The following is an 18,950-nucleotide window of genomic DNA, read 5'->3' as shown; positions in this document are numbered from 1 at the left end:
AAAAAATTACTGGGCAAGTCTGATTCCTGTGAACTGCCATTTTAAATTAGGCTGAAAAAAATTGCGGTATGTATTTCTGCTGTGTCCCGGAGGAGTAGCTTCCGATGCTCCTCTTAAGACCATTTGATTGATCATGAATTTTCCGTTATATTCTCCTACAGCTCCTGCTTCTTTCTTAAAATGAGGGTAGGGCAGATAAGCAGAATTCGTCCATTCCCAGCGTGTTCCCCAGTCAAAATAAACGGAAGCCGTTTCCCATTCTTCTTCAGTAGGCAGACGCATTCCTTTCCAGGAAGCAAAAGCAGACGCTTCATAGAAATTGATATGGCACAATGGGGCGTCAGGGTCTATTTCCTGTAAGCCATTGAGGGTATAATACATCCATTTATTTTCGATATAATGCCAGTACAGCGGGGATTTTGCAGCATTCTGTTTCACCCAGTCCCATCCTTCAGCATGCCAGTGTCTGAAATCTTCATATCCGCCTGCTTTCATAAATTCTAAATATTCACTATTGGTGACAAGCCGGCTGGCAATTTTAAAATCTGTAAGATATACTTTATGCCTTCCTAATTCATTATCAAAGCAAAATCCATCTCCTTTATATCCAATTTCATAGACTCCTTCAGGAAACCTGAGCATTTCCAGATCTTCGGAGTTGTTTTTTCCGGGTTTTTCTTCTTTTGTATACGCCGGGAAAAGCGGATTGTGCCCTAAAATATATTTAATGTCAGTCACTAATAATTCCTGGTGTTGCTGCTCATGGTTAAGCCCCAGTTCCAACAGCGGTTCAAGAGCTTCTGTCAGAAATGAGCTTTCAAGAAAAGCTTCCATATGCTCATCTACATATTTTCTGTATTGATACACCTCTGAAACAGAAGGACGGCTGAGGTTTCCGCGGTCGGTCCGGATCACCCTTGCTCCGATAGTTTCATAGTAGCTGTTGAAAACAAAATTATACTGTGGATCAAAAACCTTGTAATCCGGAAAATGCGGGGTAAGGATGAAAGTCTCAAAAAACCAGGTGGTATGACCAAGATGCCACTTCGGAGGGCTTACATCTACAATCGGCTGCACTACATAATCCTCGATTTCCAGCGGAGCACAGATTTCTTCAGAACGTCTGCGGATGTTCCGATACTTTTTGGTAATATCTTTTGCGATGATCTCTGGTGTCATGTCTTTTAGTTTTTAATGATTACAATTCTATGAAATAAGGATGTTTTATTTTTTCACTTTTGCAGATTGGCTGTGTGTATCATCTCTTTTTATTTTACCTGCCAGATGCTGTCTAAAAACCATTTTTTAGCATCTTTGATTTCTCCTGTGATGGTAAAACCTGATTTCTCGCCCAATTCCCTGATGTTTTCAGGAGAAAATTTCTGTGAAATTTCCATATCGATAAGTTCGTTTTCTTCAAAAGAAATCTTTGTATTGTCAATCATAACATCCTGGCTGATAAGGCTGATCAGAAAACTTCTGCAGGCTCCGGTAACAGGATCATAAGTCTGGTAATGCTGAAATTGTTTCACATCGAAATTACCACCCAGTTCATTGTTGATACGGGTCAGAAGATTAAGGTTAAAAGAAGCGGTAATTCCTTCTTTGTCATTATAAGCCTCCAGAATAATGTGCGGATTTTTCTTGAGGTCAAATCCTACCAATACACGATCTTTTGTGGATAGATTGCTATTCAAATGCAGACAGAAGTCTTCAGCCTCTTCAGGAGTCATATTCCCGATATTGCTTCCTAAAAATAAAACAACTTTTCTCCGGTCCGATAATGAAGCGGCTTTTTGAAGCATTTCAAAATAATCCCCTTCCAGACAGGTAATTTTCATTTTCGGAAGCTGATTGCTTAGTTTTTTGTGGAGTATCGAAAGGATATTTCCTGAGATATCAATCGGCATGTAAGTAAAGTCAATCCCTTTCCTGATCAGCTGTTCAAGTAAGTAGGTGGATTTTATGGCGTCTCCCGCTCCTAATTCAATCAGGTCGAAAGATTCATTTCCGGGAATAAGCAGATCAATAAGTTTATCTGTTTTATTTTTGAATATATCCAGTTCACACCGGGTCAGATAATAGGAAGGCATGGCCATGATTTCCTGAAAAAGATGATCACCTATCTTATCGTAAAAATACTTTGAAGATAATTTTTTAGGAGTATTTTGAAGTCCGTTCAAAACATCTGAACGGAAATGATCAACAGCATTCTTTTCAGTCTTAGATTGTGGGTCTAACTGTATATTCATAAGTCTTATTTTGTGTGATTTTGTAGATTATTGCAATTATCCTGCCTTTTACAACATGAAATTTTTTTGCATATATCTAATTAAATATAAACAATTTTACTTTTAATAGAATGATTATCATGATGTTTTTACAAGATGTGGTACTTTTTTATACCCCGGAAATTCTTTCTCTTGAAATTAAAACAATGAAGAAGAGTAGGGAAGTTGTCCGGTTTAACGGCCGAAAATCAGTATTCAACGTTTGATATGACCTGTTCAAAGTATTTGTTCTTATTCCGATCTCTGCTTTGCCATAATTTTACCATCACAAAACATCATTATTATGAATACTACATTGAATTTCAGTAAAAAAATACAATCCGTTTTATCCCTGTTTATTTTGATGGGAATGGGATTTTTGTTTTTAAAAGCACAGACGTATACCAAGGGTGAAAAAGACCTGGAAACATCCGTTACCTCCGCGTTTCAGAATACAAAGAACATCAGAGCCGGATTGCTGAACGTTGGATATGCAGAAGTAGGCCCGGCCAATGGAAAACCTGTTATTCTTCTTCATGGATGGCCTTATGATATCCATAGTTTTGAAGAATCCTCCGCTATACTTGCTGAAAAAGGATACCGTGTCTTAGTCCCTTATTTAAGAGGCTATGGAACCACTACCTTTATCTCACCGGATACAAAACGCAACGGTCAGCAGAGTGCTGTTGCATTGGATATCATCGCTTTTATGGATGCCCTGAAAATAGATAAGGCCATCATTGGCGGTTTCGACTGGGGTGCAAGAACCGCAGATATCATGGCTGCACTGTGGCCTGAACGATGCACAGGACTGGTAGCGGTAAGCGGCTATTTGATTGGAAGTCCAAAGGCCAATGAAAAACCTTTGCCTCCGAATGCCGAGTTGTTATGGTGGTATCAGTATTATTTTTCAACAGAAAGAGGGTATAAGGGGTATAAAGCCAATACTTTAGCCTTTAATAAACTGATATGGAAAACGGCTTCTCCAAAATGGACTTTTGATGACCAGATCTACGAGCGTTCTGCCAAAGCATTCGATAACCCTGATCATGTAGATATTGTGATCCACAATTACCGCTGGCGTCTGGGATTAGCAAAAGGAGAAAAACAATATGATGCACTTGAAGCCAGGCTGGCAAAATCTCCGTCCATTTCGGTCCCAACGGTTACTCTGGAAGGTGATGCCAACGGAGCCGCATTTCCCGCACCGGAAAGTTATGCTTCCAGATTTACAGGTCAATATGCACATCATACTTTAACGGGCGGAATTGGTCACAATTTGCCACAGGAAGCTCCAAAAGCATTTGCAGATGCAATCATAGAAGTAGATTCCATGTCACAATCCAAATAAAAATCTGAAAGAATAAAAACAAAACCACTGCTCAATAACAGTGGTTTTTTATCTTTATAGTATTCTAAACTAGTTTTTATACTCTTCTTCAACCTTCAGTTTATTCACCAAAGGATTGGCATACATTGCTAAGAAATACTCTCTGGAAACAGGATCTGAAGGATCTATGCGCATTTCAAGTCTGCGGACAAATAACTGTTTTTCCTGTTCCGTATATTCGGAAGCATATGTATTTGTGTTATGAAGCAGATCGTAAGCGATGTACTTGGTTGGCCAAAGCTTATAATTACTGATGATAGAACGGTCAATTACCTGTGCAATGGCCTGCAGCTGTTTGTTTTTATTATCAATGCTAGCTGCTATTTCATCCAGTTCTTTATCCAGAACATCACCGGCATGAAGGTGGATGCGTTTCTTTTGGCCCAGAATTCCGCTGATAATGTTGGTGAAATCTTCATTTTTCCCTTTAATGTATTCCTCATCCCTGTGCTGTGCCAGCAGTTGAGGCATTTTTAAGGAATCTGTAGGATCATATTCATAAGAGATGGAGATCGGAACAATCTTTAATATTTTAAAATAATCTGTCAATGATTGGTCTCCGGCTGCCATGGCAAGCATTTTCAAAACACCCTGCTGGGTAGAATCGTTACCATTTTTGGTACGGCCTTCACGCTGGGCAATCCATACAGAGCGGTTTTCCTGAAGGAGCAGCTCTTTAATATACTCAGACATCGTCTGTGAACTTGTCAACTGTTCACGAAGCGGCAGTCCTCTTTGTACTAGAAAGTTACGGTTCAACTTGGCCAGTACATTTAAGAAATTCTTACGTACAAGATTATCACCAATGGCAGAAGCTGTCATTACATAACCCCCTTCCAGCAATACCAGATTAAGCAGCGAAGTATCCAGAACGATATCCCTGTGGTTCGAGATGAAAAGGTAAGCAGTGTTTTTGTCCAGCTTATCAAAGCCAGAAGTCGTTAAACCGTCAGAACTTTTTGCAAGGATCTGGCGAACGGCAAAGGCCACAAACTGATGCTGAAAATCACTGATGGAATGAACATTCTTAAACTGTTCCAGCCAAACCTGCTCATCTGTATCAGGAAAAGTAAAATTCATAAAGGCTTTCATCATGGGATCACGGGCGATGCTCTGTAATCTCTCATTCACTTCCTGATCATAGAAATACCGGATTTCATCAAACTTAGACATGCGGTTAGGTAAAAATTAAAACTTTTTGCAAAAGAACGAAAATTTATCGGGGGAGAGGCTATAAAGGGTGTTAAAGTATTATGAAGGGCGTAGGAGTTTGGGTTCGGCAGCACTCTTCTATCTTAGTCTGTAGCAGAAATTCAATAGAAATGGGCTTTAGCCCATTTTAATAAGAAAACATCCCTTTGGCTTTAGCCTAAACTTAGAGGTGTTATATTGAGATTCCTGCTGAATGACAAATGTTGTGGATAGGCTAAATGAACAGTTTGTATTTTGTCTGGGGCAAGTAAGTGGCTATGCACCCACATAGAAACACTCATTCTGCAGGAATCTAAACTCTTATTTTATCCTCATTCATTATCCAATTTAAGATTTTTGATCCTATTTGATCATTTAATAGTGTATTGCAATCTTTAAAAATAGAAACTTTCCCCAGACCACATTTATGTTGATCAGCAGTATTGTCAAGTGAAACAAAACGTATGTACCCATCAAAATCATCATTACTTGACGGATACAGTAAAAGTGATTTGCTACTTTTCCAATATTCATTGTAGACGTACATTTGTCTTAGATCATGTATTGATGGTTTGTTATTGCCTATATTTTTCCATTTAGTATCAATAATAAATTGTTCTTTGTCACACAGTAATACAATATCCGGGTGTATTGAAACATTCCTCCAAAATGTTTTAGAATTTTGTCCGTAAACTTGTATATTATTATCTTTAGATGCCTGTTTTATCCGAATTAAAATATATTCTTCCCATAATTTATTCATGTCAAATAATAAGGCCAACATTTTTTCAGTTCCCTTTGAAATGTTTGGTGCATAGTTTAATATGATAAGTCTTGCTATCGAAATTGCAGTTTCGTAAGGTGCATTTTTCCTAGATCTAGGAAGCTTTGTAAATGTAGATTCAGTGGCATTAATTGATTTTACCTCTGGAAAATCTAGCTTTAATGTTTTACATTTAGCATGAAGATAACTTCCTTTAGATAAATTAGTAATAATATCTAAAGCTTGTCCTAAGACCTGATGAATAAGATGATCTTTTCCATACACTTGATGTGTAGTATAAAAACGTTCTTTGTGAGCCAGGTTTTTCTGTATATGAATTGCAAATTCCAGCTTTCCTTTTAATGCTTTTACATTTCCTGTTTGCTTATAATATTGTTTTATTAATCCCTGATGAATTAATAGTTGTACTTCACTTAAAAACCATTCAAAATAAATATCCAAAAGGGTTATGGACTGTCTTGCAACATTTGTTTGACCAGCCTCATGAATCTTTAATTTTTTAGTTAAGTGTAACATTTCAATAAGAACACTCTGCCATTTTTTTTTATTCTCTTCTGGTTCATAACGATCTATTTTGGGAAGAATCTCAATCGTAAGATTATCAACCTGAAGAACTCCAACGAATTGTTTGAAAACGACACCATTATGTTTCAAATCAAAATATTGATAGTTGTGTAAGGCATTAAGTTTAGACAACGCTATGAAATGTTTTGTATCAAAATCTCTTTCGCCTATTCGTAAAAAACTATGTTCATAGACCTGTATTCTTTTATGAGAAATCATATTCTTAGTAAAAGTTTTATTGCGTCGTCAAAATTTAATTCATCGAACGGAATTAATTCAAATGTTTTTTGAATATCAATATCATCTACGTCGTAAAAATCAGCAAAAATTTCTTTGTCTTTATGTCTGTCCTTTTCTCTAACAAATCCTTTTCCTAAAATTAATCCAATTTTGCTGTAATCACTGTAGAAATACTCCTGAAACAAAGGTATTATCTCATTTTTGAAAGAGTTTTTAAAGTCTTCTTTAATAAAGTACGAATGTCCCAGAGTATAATTTCTATCTAAAAGGAGTTCAATTCGGGTGTTGATTTTTTCCATAACATCTGCCCGTGGGTAATCATTAAATGCTTTATCCTCAATCACCTTTCTATCAGGAAGCATTTCAGTGAAACAGAATCGTCTTCTTAAAGCAGTATCTAAAGCTTCAACGCTTCTATCTGCGGTATTCATGGTTCCAATAATATATAGGTTTGGAGGAACACAAAACTGAATTTCACTTTTAGAATAGGGCAAAGTAACCCTTGTTTCATTAAGTTGGCCTAAACGCTTATCTTTTTCAATTAAAGTGATGAGTTCCCCAAATATCTGAGAAATGTTTCCTCTGTTTATTTCATCAATAAAAAGATAAAATGGCTCACTTACTTCAAATTTTGCCTTAACAACTTCTTTTGGACTTTTTAATGCGTCATTTAAATCCTCAAATCCAGCAAGATTTGCAGCCCTATCACATGCAATTTTAAAGATGCCGTCTTCAACATTATACCTTAATTCATCATCTTCATCTAAATCTGGTTTGATTCCTTCAATGAAATCTTCATAAGAGAAGGACTGATGAAAGGTTGTAAAAATACTATTATTAGATTGGGGAATCAGTTTTACAGATTCAATAGTCGTAGTATCATCAAAAACAATGTTATTTTCCTGTAATGCCTGTATTAAGGAATTCCATCTTTTACCTCCATTCAGTTTACCAAACGTAGGTGTGTAAGAAGCAGATAATAATTCAGGAGTGTCAAAAATTTTAATCCATTTTACTTCAATGGTTTGAAAATCAAAACCATTTACAACAGCTTTTGAAAAGTCATAATTATGAAGGGCTTCAGCGATACCATAAAACTTTTTACCGGAGATAATACATAGATAATCTCCTTGTTTTACATCTGAGAAATAGGTTCTCATCTTGAAATTTTCCGTATGCTTTTTATCCAGATCATTTAAATCACCAAGTCCAACTGAACACCATTCATAGCCTAGTCTGGTGCCATTTTTTAGATCATTCCATAAATATCCTCCTTGCCCTGGAGCCAGATGCCAGAATGTTTTATGGCGATCAATTTTTATAGAAGAAGTAACAGGTTCTTTAGTTTCAGTCTTTTTAGTAGAGTTTAAAAAAGAATTGATTTTATAAGTTTTCCCGGTTCCCGGAGGTCCATAGAAAATTTGATTAGGATAACTAAGATCAAAACTAGTATTTTCCTCAATGTTTATGTTCTCATTATTTTCTGTTTCACTTTTATTCCATAGGAGCTGAGTAAAATCAAAATAATCCTGATCGGCCCCTTTCTTTTGTATAATAAAACTATTGAGTGCAGGATAACTTTTGATATCCTCATCAAAACCTAAAAATTCAGCAGCATTATATAAATTGTCCCACTTATAGATATTAACAATTTTGAAATCGTTATATAAAAAGGCAATTTTCCATTTGTAAGCATCACCTAAGTTAATTTTATCAATGCTTTCCAGATCATTATTTTGTGCACTCTCAACAATTTCCAATAAAATTAATTTGATTGTTGAAAATGCTTCTTCTCTTGTTTTACCATATTTTGAATGCCAAGCATATTCATCATCTGTCATTCTATTCCCACTCACCACCTCTTTACTTTTATCTCTACGTTTGTAGATACCAAATTTATAAGAAGAGCCTCCCCAAATACTTCCTAAAAGATTTGTCTTTGCTTCAACCCAATAGCAAAAGGATGTTTTATCCAGATTAGTATATTCCTCTAATTTTAAATCCTGGATTCTTGATAAAGGCCATTCGTTAAGAAATTCTTCTTTTAATTTGTAATACTCTAAGTTTTTCATTGATTTTTGTGTAGATAATTTAATGAAGTAGGTGCTGAATCAACTATGGTTTTAATTCCTTATTATAATTTTCAAGTGTTATGGTATAATAAATATAACTGAAATAAGAACTGGAAATGAAGGTATGTAAATATTAAATATTCTATTACCATTATGTGTGATATGAAATAGTATTTGTTCTCATGGTTTTATAATTATAGATTGCAATGATAGTAAAAATCTTTAGCTCCCGCTTACGGGAAAGCGTAAATTTTCTTAAAAGTCACTATAAATATTGCTTAGAAATACCCATAGACCCTTCGGAAGTCCCTCTAGCCCCTTCACCAAGCCTCTGGAGGGCCTTCATGAACGGTCTCCACCTCCTTCATGAAGGGGCTATACCCCCTTGGGTAAGGGGGTAGACGGACTTGGATAAGGGGCTCCACCTGCTCATATAAGAGGGTAGAGACCGTTGTTCAAAGGGGTAGAGAGGGTTGCTGTACTGCCTGGAGGGTGTCAGGAAGGAGGTAAGAGGGGTAGTAGATTATTGTAAGAATCATGTGTACTATTCATATGACTTCATCAGTGGCGTAGCCGCCATTCTTTGCTCCCTCCAATCATCAATTCGAATCAATAAAACATTTGCATTTTAAAATATTCTGTTTCTTCAGATGCAATGGCTTATTATTTTGTTTTAAACGCAGGGTCGCAAAGTTTTCAATATTGGTATGTTTTTTAAGACGCAGGAAAATCAAAGATTTTCAGCAGGTAAGTATATTGGGTTATAGCAATTTTATCGGAGATAAAATCCTTGCGCCTCAAACAGCGTCCCTATAATAAGAACTTGCGTCTTTGCGATTTCCAACCAAAAATCAGCAAATGGGCGAGCACAAAAAAGCACGTTTCTCACGTGCTCTCAAAAAAGTATTTATTCTTACTGATTGTTGTTTGAACCGGATGCAGGCGGTGTTTCAGTGGGTCCTGAAGTCTGTCCCGTCACAAAAAACTGCTTCATATCATCATAAATAACATTAGTCCCCGGTACATTCTCTTCGGAAAGGTATCTGATGCTTCGGTAGAAACTGATGGCGTTATGATAGTTATCGTGATCCAGCAATACCTTGGTGTCTGAAAGCTGTTCTGTTAAAGAATCCAGCTGTTGCAGCCTTTGTTCGATCTGTTCTCTGGCGATATAATCTTTATCGAATTCTGCTTTATCCAGGAAGTTAGGAACATATTGGGCATATTGTTCCATGTAGATTTTGGCTTTATTGACGAAAAGTTTGTTCTGTTCGGCAATTCTTCCATATTGCTGTCGCTGATCCGGAGTAAGGTTGATGGTTTTTCCCAACAGTACAGACTGGATGTCCTGAATTGCTTTATCAATAGTTTCCAGATCACTTGTTGAAAAGCTTACACTGATTAAATTGTCTAGTGCCATAATATTGTGTTTTTTGGATTTGTATGATCAAATATAGCGAGTGCCAGGCATAGAAAAACAGGGGATTGTAAGATTTTTAACGCATGTTCGTCAGAAAGTGAAAACCAGATAACAGCGTTTGTTTTTTCTAACTTTTTGATGAAAAAAAGCGGGCATAAAAACGGAAATAGCGAAATAGGGGAGAAAGACCGTTTCACGGTATCAGGATGAAGAACAGAGATTGTAATTAAGCTGTTTTTTAAGGGGCATTTTTATAAATATTTTTCTATATTTAAACCTCATAAATGTTGATTTATCATGGAACATACAATACATCAGGGACGCAATGTAAAACGATTCAGGGAAATGCTGGGCATCAAGCAGGAAGCACTGGCTTTTGACCTTTCGGACGACTGGAACCAGAAGAAAATTTCTCTGCTGGAACAGAAAGAAATTATTGAAGACCCTTTACTGAAAAGAATTTCTGAAGTATTGAAAATTCCGGTGGAAGCATTTCAGAATTTTGATGAGGAGCAGGCGGTGAATATTATTTCTAATACGTTTACAGCCAGTGATAATGCTACAGGTTTTATGTATAATCATCATCCTACATTTAATCCAATAGACAAAATTGTAGAATTGTATGATCAAAAGATTGAACTTTATGAAAGGATGCTGAAGGAGAAGGATGAGATGATGGGGAGGCTGGAGAGGTTGATTGAGAAGAGATAATTTAAGATACAAAAAAGGTTCAGCACACGCTGAACCTTTTTATTTTTAATTTAAATGCAGACTTTCTTGTCTGCTTACAAAGCTGCTTACAGTCAATCTGTGTACCCCTAAGATTCTTCCAATTGCAGAATATGATACCTTTTTATCCAGAAGTTCCTGAATTTTCTTTTCTTGTCCTGTAAGTTTAGTTTTTGAAGATTTGCTTCCTCTGGGTCTGCCTAATATAACTCCTTCCGCCCGTTTTCTTGCCAATGCTTCTTTAGTTCTTTGAGAAATTAAATTTCTTTCAATCTCTGCGGAAAGTCCAAAAGCAAAAGCTAGCACCTTAGAGCTGATATCACTTCCTAACCGGTAATTATCTTTGATCGTCCAAACTTGGATATCCCGATTCATGCATTCATTAAGGATTCCCATAATCATTAATAAATTCCTTCCTAATCTTGAAAGCTCAGAGCAGATAAGGATATCTCCTTTTTTCATCTTTTTTAAGAGCTTACCAAGTTTTCTGTCATCCACATTCTTTGCACCAGAGATAGTTTCTTCAATCCATTTGTCTACTATCGTTTCTTGATGTTGGCAAAATTGATTGATTTCAAAACGTTGGTTCTCTACTGTTTGTTTGTCTGTACTTACTCTGATGTATCCGTAAATCATTGTATTTGTTGTTAAAAATTATTATGCTATTTTGATTTAATTTATACTTATACTGTCTAAAATAATTCTATGCAATAATAATAACAAGAAAATGAGCGATTATTTTAGACAGTTTGCTGTAAAATCTTTTTTTTTAAGTGCTGAAAGTTGGGTAATCTTAAGTGATATTGAGCAAAGTATAAAAACTAAAATTGAAGCAATTGGAACTCCATTAAAGGATTGGGAAATTCGTATTAATTATGGAATTAAAACTGGATATAATGAAGCTTTCATTATAGATGGAAAAAAGAAAGAAGAATTAATAGATGCAGATCCAAAATCTGCCGAAATTATTCGACCTATTTTACGTGGCAGAGACATCAGGAAATATGGATTTGATTTCGAAGATTTATGGTTAATTAATATTCATAATGGATATCGAGACTATGATGGTAATCAAATTGATATGGTAGTTATAGACCAATACCCGGCAGTAAAAAAACATTTAAATTCATATTGGACAGAAATTGAAAAAAGGTATGACAAAGGAAACACTCCTTATAATTTAAGAAATTGTGCTTATATGGAGGATTTTTATAAACAAAAAATAGTTTGGGGGAACCTTAACCTAAAAGCGTCTTACTGTATTGCCCCTGAAGGATATTTTATTAATGCTCCTAGTTCTTTTATTACTCCCGTGAGTAATTATCTTTTGGCTATATTAAATTCAAAATTGGCAGACTATTATATAAGAAGCTTAGGCGTAACTAGAAATGGTGGATATTTTGAATATAAACCTATGTTTGTTGAATTACTTCCTGTTCCATTTGCGCAAAATGAGATTGAAATATTGTTTAATAACCTTATGAAAAATAAGATTTCTGTTGAAATAGAAGAAAAGATAGATAGAATTATTTATAATATTTATAATTTAACAGAAGAAGAGATTGGCTTTATTGAATCTCAATAAAACCAATCTCTTCTTTTTCTTTGTTTGATAATTGATATAGATTAAAAATGATTTGATCTATTTCCTTCTCAATATCTGTAGACGACTTATTAATTGATTTTAAATATTGTAAATCAAGTATTAATGGCCTAATTTTATTTTCAATCTTCTCATCAATAGAAATTACAGGAATTTTTTCGAGAAAAATTTTTCTTAATTCTCTAGTTCCTCCTATTAATTCTGGAAAATTATCTATAAAACAATATTTAAATAAACTAGAATTAAAAAATGCTGTTAAAAAAAAGATATATTTTCCGGTCAGAATAAAACACTTGTTATTAACTAAAAAATTGTTCTCGTCATAAAAAAAATTTAGGAATTTGGTTATTTCGGGATAAATAATTTTTGGTCTAAAGAAATCCTCCCAATAACCTATCGCATCTTGTGTTTCAAACCATTGATTATTAGTCTTTTTACGAGCTCCTATATCACCCGTTTGCTTCAATCGGTCATAGCCAAATAAGCTAAAATGTTGTTTTATAGCTGGATACTGTTCAATATCTACTTTTAAACTGGGAAATGTTTTAATTATATATAAATCTGAAAAATCATATCCATATTTCCTGATGTCTCTACCTCTTAAAAGTGGTTTTATGATTTCAGCAGATTTTGGATCTGCACCTATTAATTCTTCTTTCTTTTTCCCATCTATAATGAAAGCTTCATTAAAACCAGTTACAATCCCCCGATAAATATTAATATCCCAATCTTTTAAAGGTGTTCCAATTGACTCTATTTTCCTTTTAATTTCTTTTTCAATAGATGATAATACCACCCAACTTTCCGAAGAACTGAAATCTGTATTTACAGCAAACTGTCTAAAATAATCGCTCAAATTTTTTAACTCCTTTTCTTTTATAATACAAGCTAAAGTTTGTTGTCTATTTTTATCCCTTGAAAACATTAAAATATTAGTATCAACAGTAGCTGTATCAAATATCTGGGTACCACCAAAATCTATTAGAATTTCTGGATTTGTTTTATCTACAAAAAATTTTCTGAGGCTTTCCCCATAAGCAGCACGCATCCATTTGTTAGAAGTGATAAATGTGAGAAGTCCTTTTTCTTTTAAGACATTATATCCTAGCTCATAGAACAAGCTGTAAATATCTCCCGTTCTGGCAAAAGTTTCATAACCTAATGTTTGTAATGCATCACTTGCAGCTCCCATTTTCTGTAATTGAATATACGGAGGATTCCCAATAATGACATCAAAACCTATGAAGTTGCCATCATTATCCAATACTTCAGGAAATTCAAAACGCCATTCAAAAGCATTGCGATAAATAACATTATTTAGAATTTCTTCTTTTTGTTTTTTAGCTTGTTCAGCCTTGATTTTGAGTTTTTTGAGTTTATCTTTTTCTGCTTTTTTTATGGTTTCACCAAAAGCAATTAAGTTATTTTGTCTTTGTTCTTCATTTTGATATTCTCCTAATGCTTTAGAAACTTTCTCTTTTTCCTTGTTGTCAAGACTAGATTTGAGATTGTTTTTGATAGTACTGATAATATCTTCAATCTCTCTCTTTTTAGTTTTGGAGTTGGTAGTTTTATAATCTTTAACAGCTTGTTTATAATCTTCAACGGAGAATGTAATTTCTTTGCTTTTAAACGCACTCTTTAAACTGTCATTCAATTTAAACTTGCTGATGAGTGAATTTCCGCATTTAATATTAATGTCAATATTAGGGAGGGTTTGCAGTTCTCCTTCATCTGTATAATAAGCATTTTTAAGGAGCTCGATCCAGAGTCGCAATCTACAGATGTTTACTGAATTAGGATTAATATCTACACCAAACAAACAGTTTTCAATAAGAGTTTCCTTTTCATGAAAAATTGCTTTTTGAATTTTTAAACTTTGTGGGTCTTTGCGGTTATAGCTGAATAGTTCTCCATCAGCATCAGAAATATAAATTTCATCATTATCAATTTCTATCGTACATGGCAGTTTTTTCCCATCTTCATCTCCCAAAATTCCTAATTCACTTTTAATAACAATCATTTCATTTAGAGCGGAAACAAGAAAATGTCCTGATCCTACCGCAGGATCACAAATTCTAATAGAGTTAACTACTTCATTGAATTTTTTACGATCTTCCTTCTTGAAAAAAGTATTACAATAATCAATAACATCTTCAAACGTTTCAATGGTCCCAGTAATTTCTTCTTTAAATTTTTGAATCACAGATTTTCTCAATGTTTCTCTACACATAAACATGGTAATAGTACCAGGAGTATAGAAAGATCCATCTTTATAACCATTAATTTTTTCAAAAATCAATCCCAGAACAGAGGCATTAATTAATGTTTTATTTTGTTGCTTATCATTAATTTCAACAGATGCATCCGCGGAAAAATCATAAGCATCTAAAAATTTAAATAGATATTCTAAAGTATTAAGCTTTCCTGTTTGTTTTTTTCCATTGGAATTTTTTAATACTGTAGATGAATAAACCTCCATTTCTTCATCCATTAATGCTGTAATGTCAAAAGTAAGATCTTCAAGTTCACTCTTTTCAAATAAGCTACTGTTTAGATAAGGAATATATTTAAATTTTTCTGCGTATCGTTGGTGACGTTCTTTTATTGGCTTTGCTAATGCTGAGAAAAACATTTCATTCAGTGCGTCAAAACCAGGAATGAATTCTGAATTTAAAAATTTATATTCCGGAGAATCATTATTATAACTTCTCAATTGAGATTCTAATAACTTTAAGAAAAGAATTCTGTTAACCCATGTCAGACAAAGTTCTAACCCAACGGTAAAAGATTTTTCTTCACTGTAAGGAATATTTTTAACCTTGATAAGATAATCTTTGTCTTCAAGGGTAAAAATTGCATTCTCTAACAAAGGACCATAATCTGCTTTTTTATTCTTTTTTCTTTGGATAATTTTTTTACCACTATCTTTTACTTCTTCAAGCCCAATGATGTGAAGTAATTCATTATAAAAAGCTTTATTAAGTTGATTACTGTCATTACCAAAGCTTTTTCCTAGTAAATGAACATCAGAGAATAACTTATAAATATTAACAAGCTCTTTGTCTTTGAATTTTGAAACTTCTTTATTTCTAAAATCAAGATAAACAAACGGAAGAGTATCTTCTACCTGTTCTATATATTTCTTTGCTATTTCATTATAGAAAAGTTCGTTCTTTATGGTGTCTTTTAGACCATCTCTAAACGCTTTGTATTCTTTAATTAATTCACTGTTTTTATAAAATAAGTTGTAGAAATCACTTGCATTGAAAAAGAACCATTCAAAACCATTGGTTATAATAAGGTGCTTAATATTGTTGTTCTTATAATCAACTCTTTCTCTAAGGTAATACAACAGCATTTCCTGAAATGCCTTTTTATTAAGTTGTTTTTCTGTCGGGAATTCAGCTCTGTTACTAGGTTTTTTGGCTTCTATTAAAACTCCCACGTCAGAAGTTGCATCTTTACCTAAATAAATTGCCAGATCAATTCTTTCCTTTGTATTTATTTCATTTTCAGAATAGAAAGTAGATGAAAGGAATTTCGATATTGGAGATTTTAAATGCTCTTCACTTTCATTTCTGCTGTCAACTAAATTAATAGCATTGATACAGTCCTGAAGTTTCACTGAAAAATCATCAATATCAGCTCTAAAAGGTTTAAATTTTTTATATGCAGGATTTAATGCTTTCTGAGGTTCGAGTTTATTAATTTTCATGTATTATTGTCTAATAAAAGAGGGGATTAATTTAGACAAAAATGTGGTACAAAACAAACGGGAAACCTTTATGTATTGATAAAATATTTGATTAATAAATAAAAATGTCAGGGTTATTCATATTGGTATCTTCAATCTCAGTATAAATATAATGAGAGATAAAGTCATTACTAATGCAGAGGAAATGCTGAGATGTCATAATTTAATTTCCAAACTTCTTCACCCTAATCACCTTTTCCCTTACCTTAATCACAAAAGGCTCCAATTGTACTATTTTCCCGGCTTCCACTTTGAAGGTATCAGTAGAGCGTTCGCAATAGGTATTGGACGGCAGGGAGTTTTTGTTCAGTTCAATCCTGTAATTTCCGGAAGGTAGGAAGGAGGCAAATTCACCATTGTCATCGGTGATGATATGATGTACTAACTGTTCATTGCGGTAAATATTGAAGAGAACACCACCGACTTTGGGCGTGAAATCTACTGCTGTTTTGGTGTCAAAATCATAGGTTATTTTTCCCTGGGTCGTTCCGTTTTGATGAAGAGGGATCTCAAAAGAGTATTGGTGTTTGTCTACCGTAAATTCGGTTTCATCGTAATACCAGCCTTGCTGGATCACCTGTTTCAGGGCATACTTTCCGTAAGGGATAGAACGATAGCTGATAGAACCTGACGGGTCGGTTTTAAATGAAATATTGTTGAGCATAATGAGATAGCCTGCCGCTTCTTTGTCGCCCTCATCATAGATATTGTTTTCGTTCAGGTCATAATAGACAAATGCTTTGATATCACCCTTTTTACCCGGATCAAGGGTGCTGTTTCTAAGGTTGACGGTCACACCGGCTTCCACGGTCAACAGATTATTGGTGAAGCTTCCTGCAGTATAGCTGAAGTAGGAAGAGTTCAGGTACAGGGCGTACTTTTCCCTTGAATACTTCAGGTTCATAAAGCCGGAAGGCGATTTTCCGTACAGAACATCATCCGTATAAGAAACCCCTGAGGTGACATTCAGTTGACGATTGAAGAAGTTTTTATTGACAAAAGCAGAAAGGGAAAGCTTTTTGTAAGGAGTGCTCTGATTCATCATTTTTGAAAAAGCATATTCGGAAAGGAAATAACTTCCATGCTGATAGATCCCGTTCACGGTAAGCCATTTGTAGCTGTAAGTTCCGCTTGCTTTCATCTGAAACTGCTGTTTGTCGTTATCCGGATATTGAACCAAGCCTGTTTCCATGCTCAAGATGGAGGAGTGTTGTTTATCAGGGCTTAGCCAGGTAAGGTATTCCGTAAAACGCTGTGCTTTCAGCTGTTTTGTGTTCTCGTAAGGCTGGGCATTGAAGAAATTATTATAAGAATTGGAGTTTTCTTCCTGGTACTGATAGCCAAGTCCCATCCCGAAATTTCCTTTTTTAGGGAAGTTGATTCCTGTATCCAGTCTTAGATTACTCGAATTCAGGGTGTTGTCGTAAAAGTAGAACTTGGGTGAAAAATGGGAAGCCGTAATGTTGGCATACACATTATGGTCTTTGAAAATCATGGTAGAGAAATTCTGCTGAATCTGCAAAATTCCCCTTCTGTTTCCGGGATAATAATCTGTGCTGTAGAAATAATTTCCGTTCAGATTGACCTTTTTGATCATTCCGGAATATTGTGATTCCAAAGCTAAAGAAGGCTTGGAGGGCTGGTTATTTTCGTAGAAACTCAGTCCGCCATACACCTTGGTGTTGGTTCTCCAGTCTTTGCCGAAAGCATACTGAAGATCTGTTCCCGCTACATGATGTGTGGCTTTTTCGTAAGGATCATCCCTGAAAATATACGTTCCGGAGATATTACGGGAAGCGTTTTGAGCCCCAAGGGTTCCTCTGGTGTAAAATCCATAACCATATTTCAGAAAAGAATTTCTTTCGATCAGGCTGTAGGTCTGGTCTACAAAACCTGCTTCAATTTTTTTGTCTTTATCCGGAGAAGTGTAGGCATATTCGAGCCCTCTTCCGAATAGGGAAAGTTCCAGTAATTTATTGATGTTTCCGATGGTGAATTCACTGTTTTTCCTGTGATAGGTCAGATAGGTATTGTTGACAATGGGATCGCTCTGGTTCTTCATGGTATAGATATTCCCCCGGATGAAAATATATCCTGAAGGAAGGTTGAAACCTCCGGAACCTACCAATTGATACATGTCCAGGTTTTCTCCGGCATGCCTGTAACTTGCCGTGATGGTATTCCTGGTAAAGTTGGAAAAAGCGGTGGATTCCATATCCTCATAACGCTGCACCGAAGAAACATTCTGGACGGAAACACTGGTATTGCCGAATATTTCTCTGTCCGGCTCTCTGAAACCTGCAATATTAACGGAAATCTGAGTGCTTCGGGATCTGATTCTGGAAGGCAGAAAACGGAACACAAAGACTGAATCTTTCTGCACGCCAATACTTCCTGTTTTCTCTATAAAAGCATTTCCCTGCTCAGCTTCTGGAATTTTAAAGACAACCGTTACATGCTGCTTTCTGTTTCCAAGATTGGAAACCCTTGCCCTTACTTCTACCGAATCGGTAGCCTTATTCACATAAATCAGAGGAGTTTCTGCCGTGATGCGCATGGCATTGTTTTCAGTAACGGTGTAAGGTATTTCTTTTTCCGCCATTGTTTTATTCTGCTGGTCCGAAAGACGGAAAGCCATACGGGATTCACCCGAAACGGCATTATTACTGACTACAATTTTTACCGGAATGAAAAGATGTTCACCGGATTTCATTTCGACCTGAAGACTGTTGCCCGAAATATTTCTGAAACCTTGAGGAATGGTAATGTTTATTTTTCCTTTGAAATCATTTGTGCTTTGATTGTCAAGGACAATGATCAGATCCAGAATGCCTGTTTTATCTGTTCTGGATTCATTACGGATATCAAGACTTATCCCGGAACTGCTTTGCGCCGGAATCCATATCTGAAACGAAATCAAAAAAATGAAA

The 18,950-nt window shown here is 35.1% G+C and carries 12 protein-coding genes; 3 read left to right on the top strand and 9 right to left on the bottom strand.

The genetic code is table 11. The annotated features are described in order from the left end of the window. Positions 1–6: 6 nt before the first annotated feature. Both egtB and DEU39_RS10040 read right to left on the bottom strand, forming a co-directional pair. Positions 7–1,179 (bottom strand): ergothioneine biosynthesis protein EgtB, encoded by a 1,173-nt coding sequence (egtB, locus tag DEU39_RS10045; protein WP_120231842.1) that lies wholly within the window; start codon positions 1,177–1,179, stop codon positions 7–9. 89 nt (positions 1,180–1,268) lie between these two features. Next, the gene (locus tag DEU39_RS10040) at positions 1,269–2,252 is read right to left on the bottom strand and encodes an L-histidine N(alpha)-methyltransferase (protein ID WP_120231841.1); all 984 of its coding nucleotides are present in this window, start codon (positions 2,250–2,252) and stop codon (positions 1,269–1,271) included. A 322-nt stretch (positions 2,253–2,574) separates the two neighbouring features. Between DEU39_RS10040 and DEU39_RS10035 the strand changes: the two genes are divergently transcribed. Beyond that, entirely contained in the window at positions 2,575–3,621 is a 1,047-nt protein-coding gene (locus DEU39_RS10035) for an alpha/beta fold hydrolase (protein ID WP_120231840.1), read from the top strand. 69 nt (positions 3,622–3,690) lie between these two features. Here the strand turns inward: DEU39_RS10035 and DEU39_RS10030 are convergent, their stop codons facing one another. The 4 genes from DEU39_RS10030 to DEU39_RS10015 form a co-directional block, all read right to left on the bottom strand. Beyond that, positions 3,691–4,833 (bottom strand): 1-acyl-sn-glycerol-3-phosphate acyltransferase, encoded by a 1,143-nt coding sequence (locus DEU39_RS10030; protein ID WP_120231839.1) that lies wholly within the window; start codon positions 4,831–4,833, stop codon positions 3,691–3,693. A gap of 331 nt (positions 4,834–5,164) precedes the next feature. Continuing rightward, complete coding sequence (locus DEU39_RS10025) at positions 5,165–6,418, bottom strand: McrC family protein (protein WP_120231838.1); 1,254 nt, start codon at positions 6,416–6,418, stop codon at positions 5,165–5,167. Next, complete coding sequence (locus DEU39_RS10020) at positions 6,415–8,511, bottom strand: McrB family protein (protein ID WP_120231837.1); 2,097 nt, start codon at positions 8,509–8,511, stop codon at positions 6,415–6,417. Before DEU39_RS10020 ends, DEU39_RS10025 begins: the two co-directional genes overlap by 4 nt. Before the next feature lie 913 nt (positions 8,512–9,424). After that, the gene (locus tag DEU39_RS10015) at positions 9,425–9,931 is read right to left on the bottom strand and encodes a hypothetical protein (protein ID WP_120231836.1); all 507 of its coding nucleotides are present in this window, start codon (positions 9,929–9,931) and stop codon (positions 9,425–9,427) included. 297 nt (positions 9,932–10,228) lie between these two features. Here DEU39_RS10015 and DEU39_RS10010 point away from each other — a divergent pair, with 297 nt between their 5' ends. After that, positions 10,229–10,642 (top strand): helix-turn-helix domain-containing protein, encoded by a 414-nt coding sequence (locus DEU39_RS10010; protein WP_120231835.1) that lies wholly within the window; start codon positions 10,229–10,231, stop codon positions 10,640–10,642. 45 nt (positions 10,643–10,687) lie between these two features. On the opposite strand, the gene DEU39_RS10005 is transcribed toward DEU39_RS10010, so the two are convergent. Next, complete coding sequence (locus DEU39_RS10005) at positions 10,688–11,296, bottom strand: master DNA invertase Mpi family serine-type recombinase (RefSeq protein ID WP_110010533.1); 609 nt, start codon at positions 11,294–11,296, stop codon at positions 10,688–10,690. Between the two features lie 91 nt (positions 11,297–11,387). Between DEU39_RS10005 and DEU39_RS10000 the strand changes: the two genes are divergently transcribed. After that, positions 11,388–12,245 carry a TaqI-like C-terminal specificity domain-containing protein gene (locus DEU39_RS10000; RefSeq protein WP_120231834.1) on the top strand — a complete coding sequence of 286 codons (858 nt, stop codon included), beginning with the start codon at positions 11,388–11,390 and terminating at the stop codon, positions 12,243–12,245. On the opposite strand, the gene DEU39_RS09995 is transcribed toward DEU39_RS10000, so the two are convergent. Both DEU39_RS09995 and DEU39_RS09990 read right to left on the bottom strand, forming a co-directional pair. Then, on the bottom strand, positions 12,229–15,981 hold the full coding sequence (locus DEU39_RS09995) for an Eco57I restriction-modification methylase domain-containing protein (protein WP_120231833.1): 3,753 nt from the start codon (positions 15,979–15,981) through the stop codon (positions 12,229–12,231). The genes DEU39_RS10000 and DEU39_RS09995 overlap by 17 nt on opposite strands. A 202-nt stretch (positions 15,982–16,183) precedes the next feature. Continuing rightward, positions 16,184–18,940 (bottom strand): hypothetical protein, encoded by a 2,757-nt coding sequence (locus tag DEU39_RS09990; protein WP_147367583.1) that lies wholly within the window; start codon positions 18,938–18,940, stop codon positions 16,184–16,186. Positions 18,941–18,950: the final 10 nt, after the last annotated feature.

It is taken from the genome of Chryseobacterium sp. AG363, assembly GCF_003610675.1.
GTDB lineage: Bacteria > Bacteroidota > Bacteroidia > Flavobacteriales > Weeksellaceae > Chryseobacterium > Chryseobacterium cucumeris.
The sequence above is the reverse complement of the archived record's forward strand: the minus strand, read 5'-3'. Positions and strand labels throughout refer to the sequence as shown.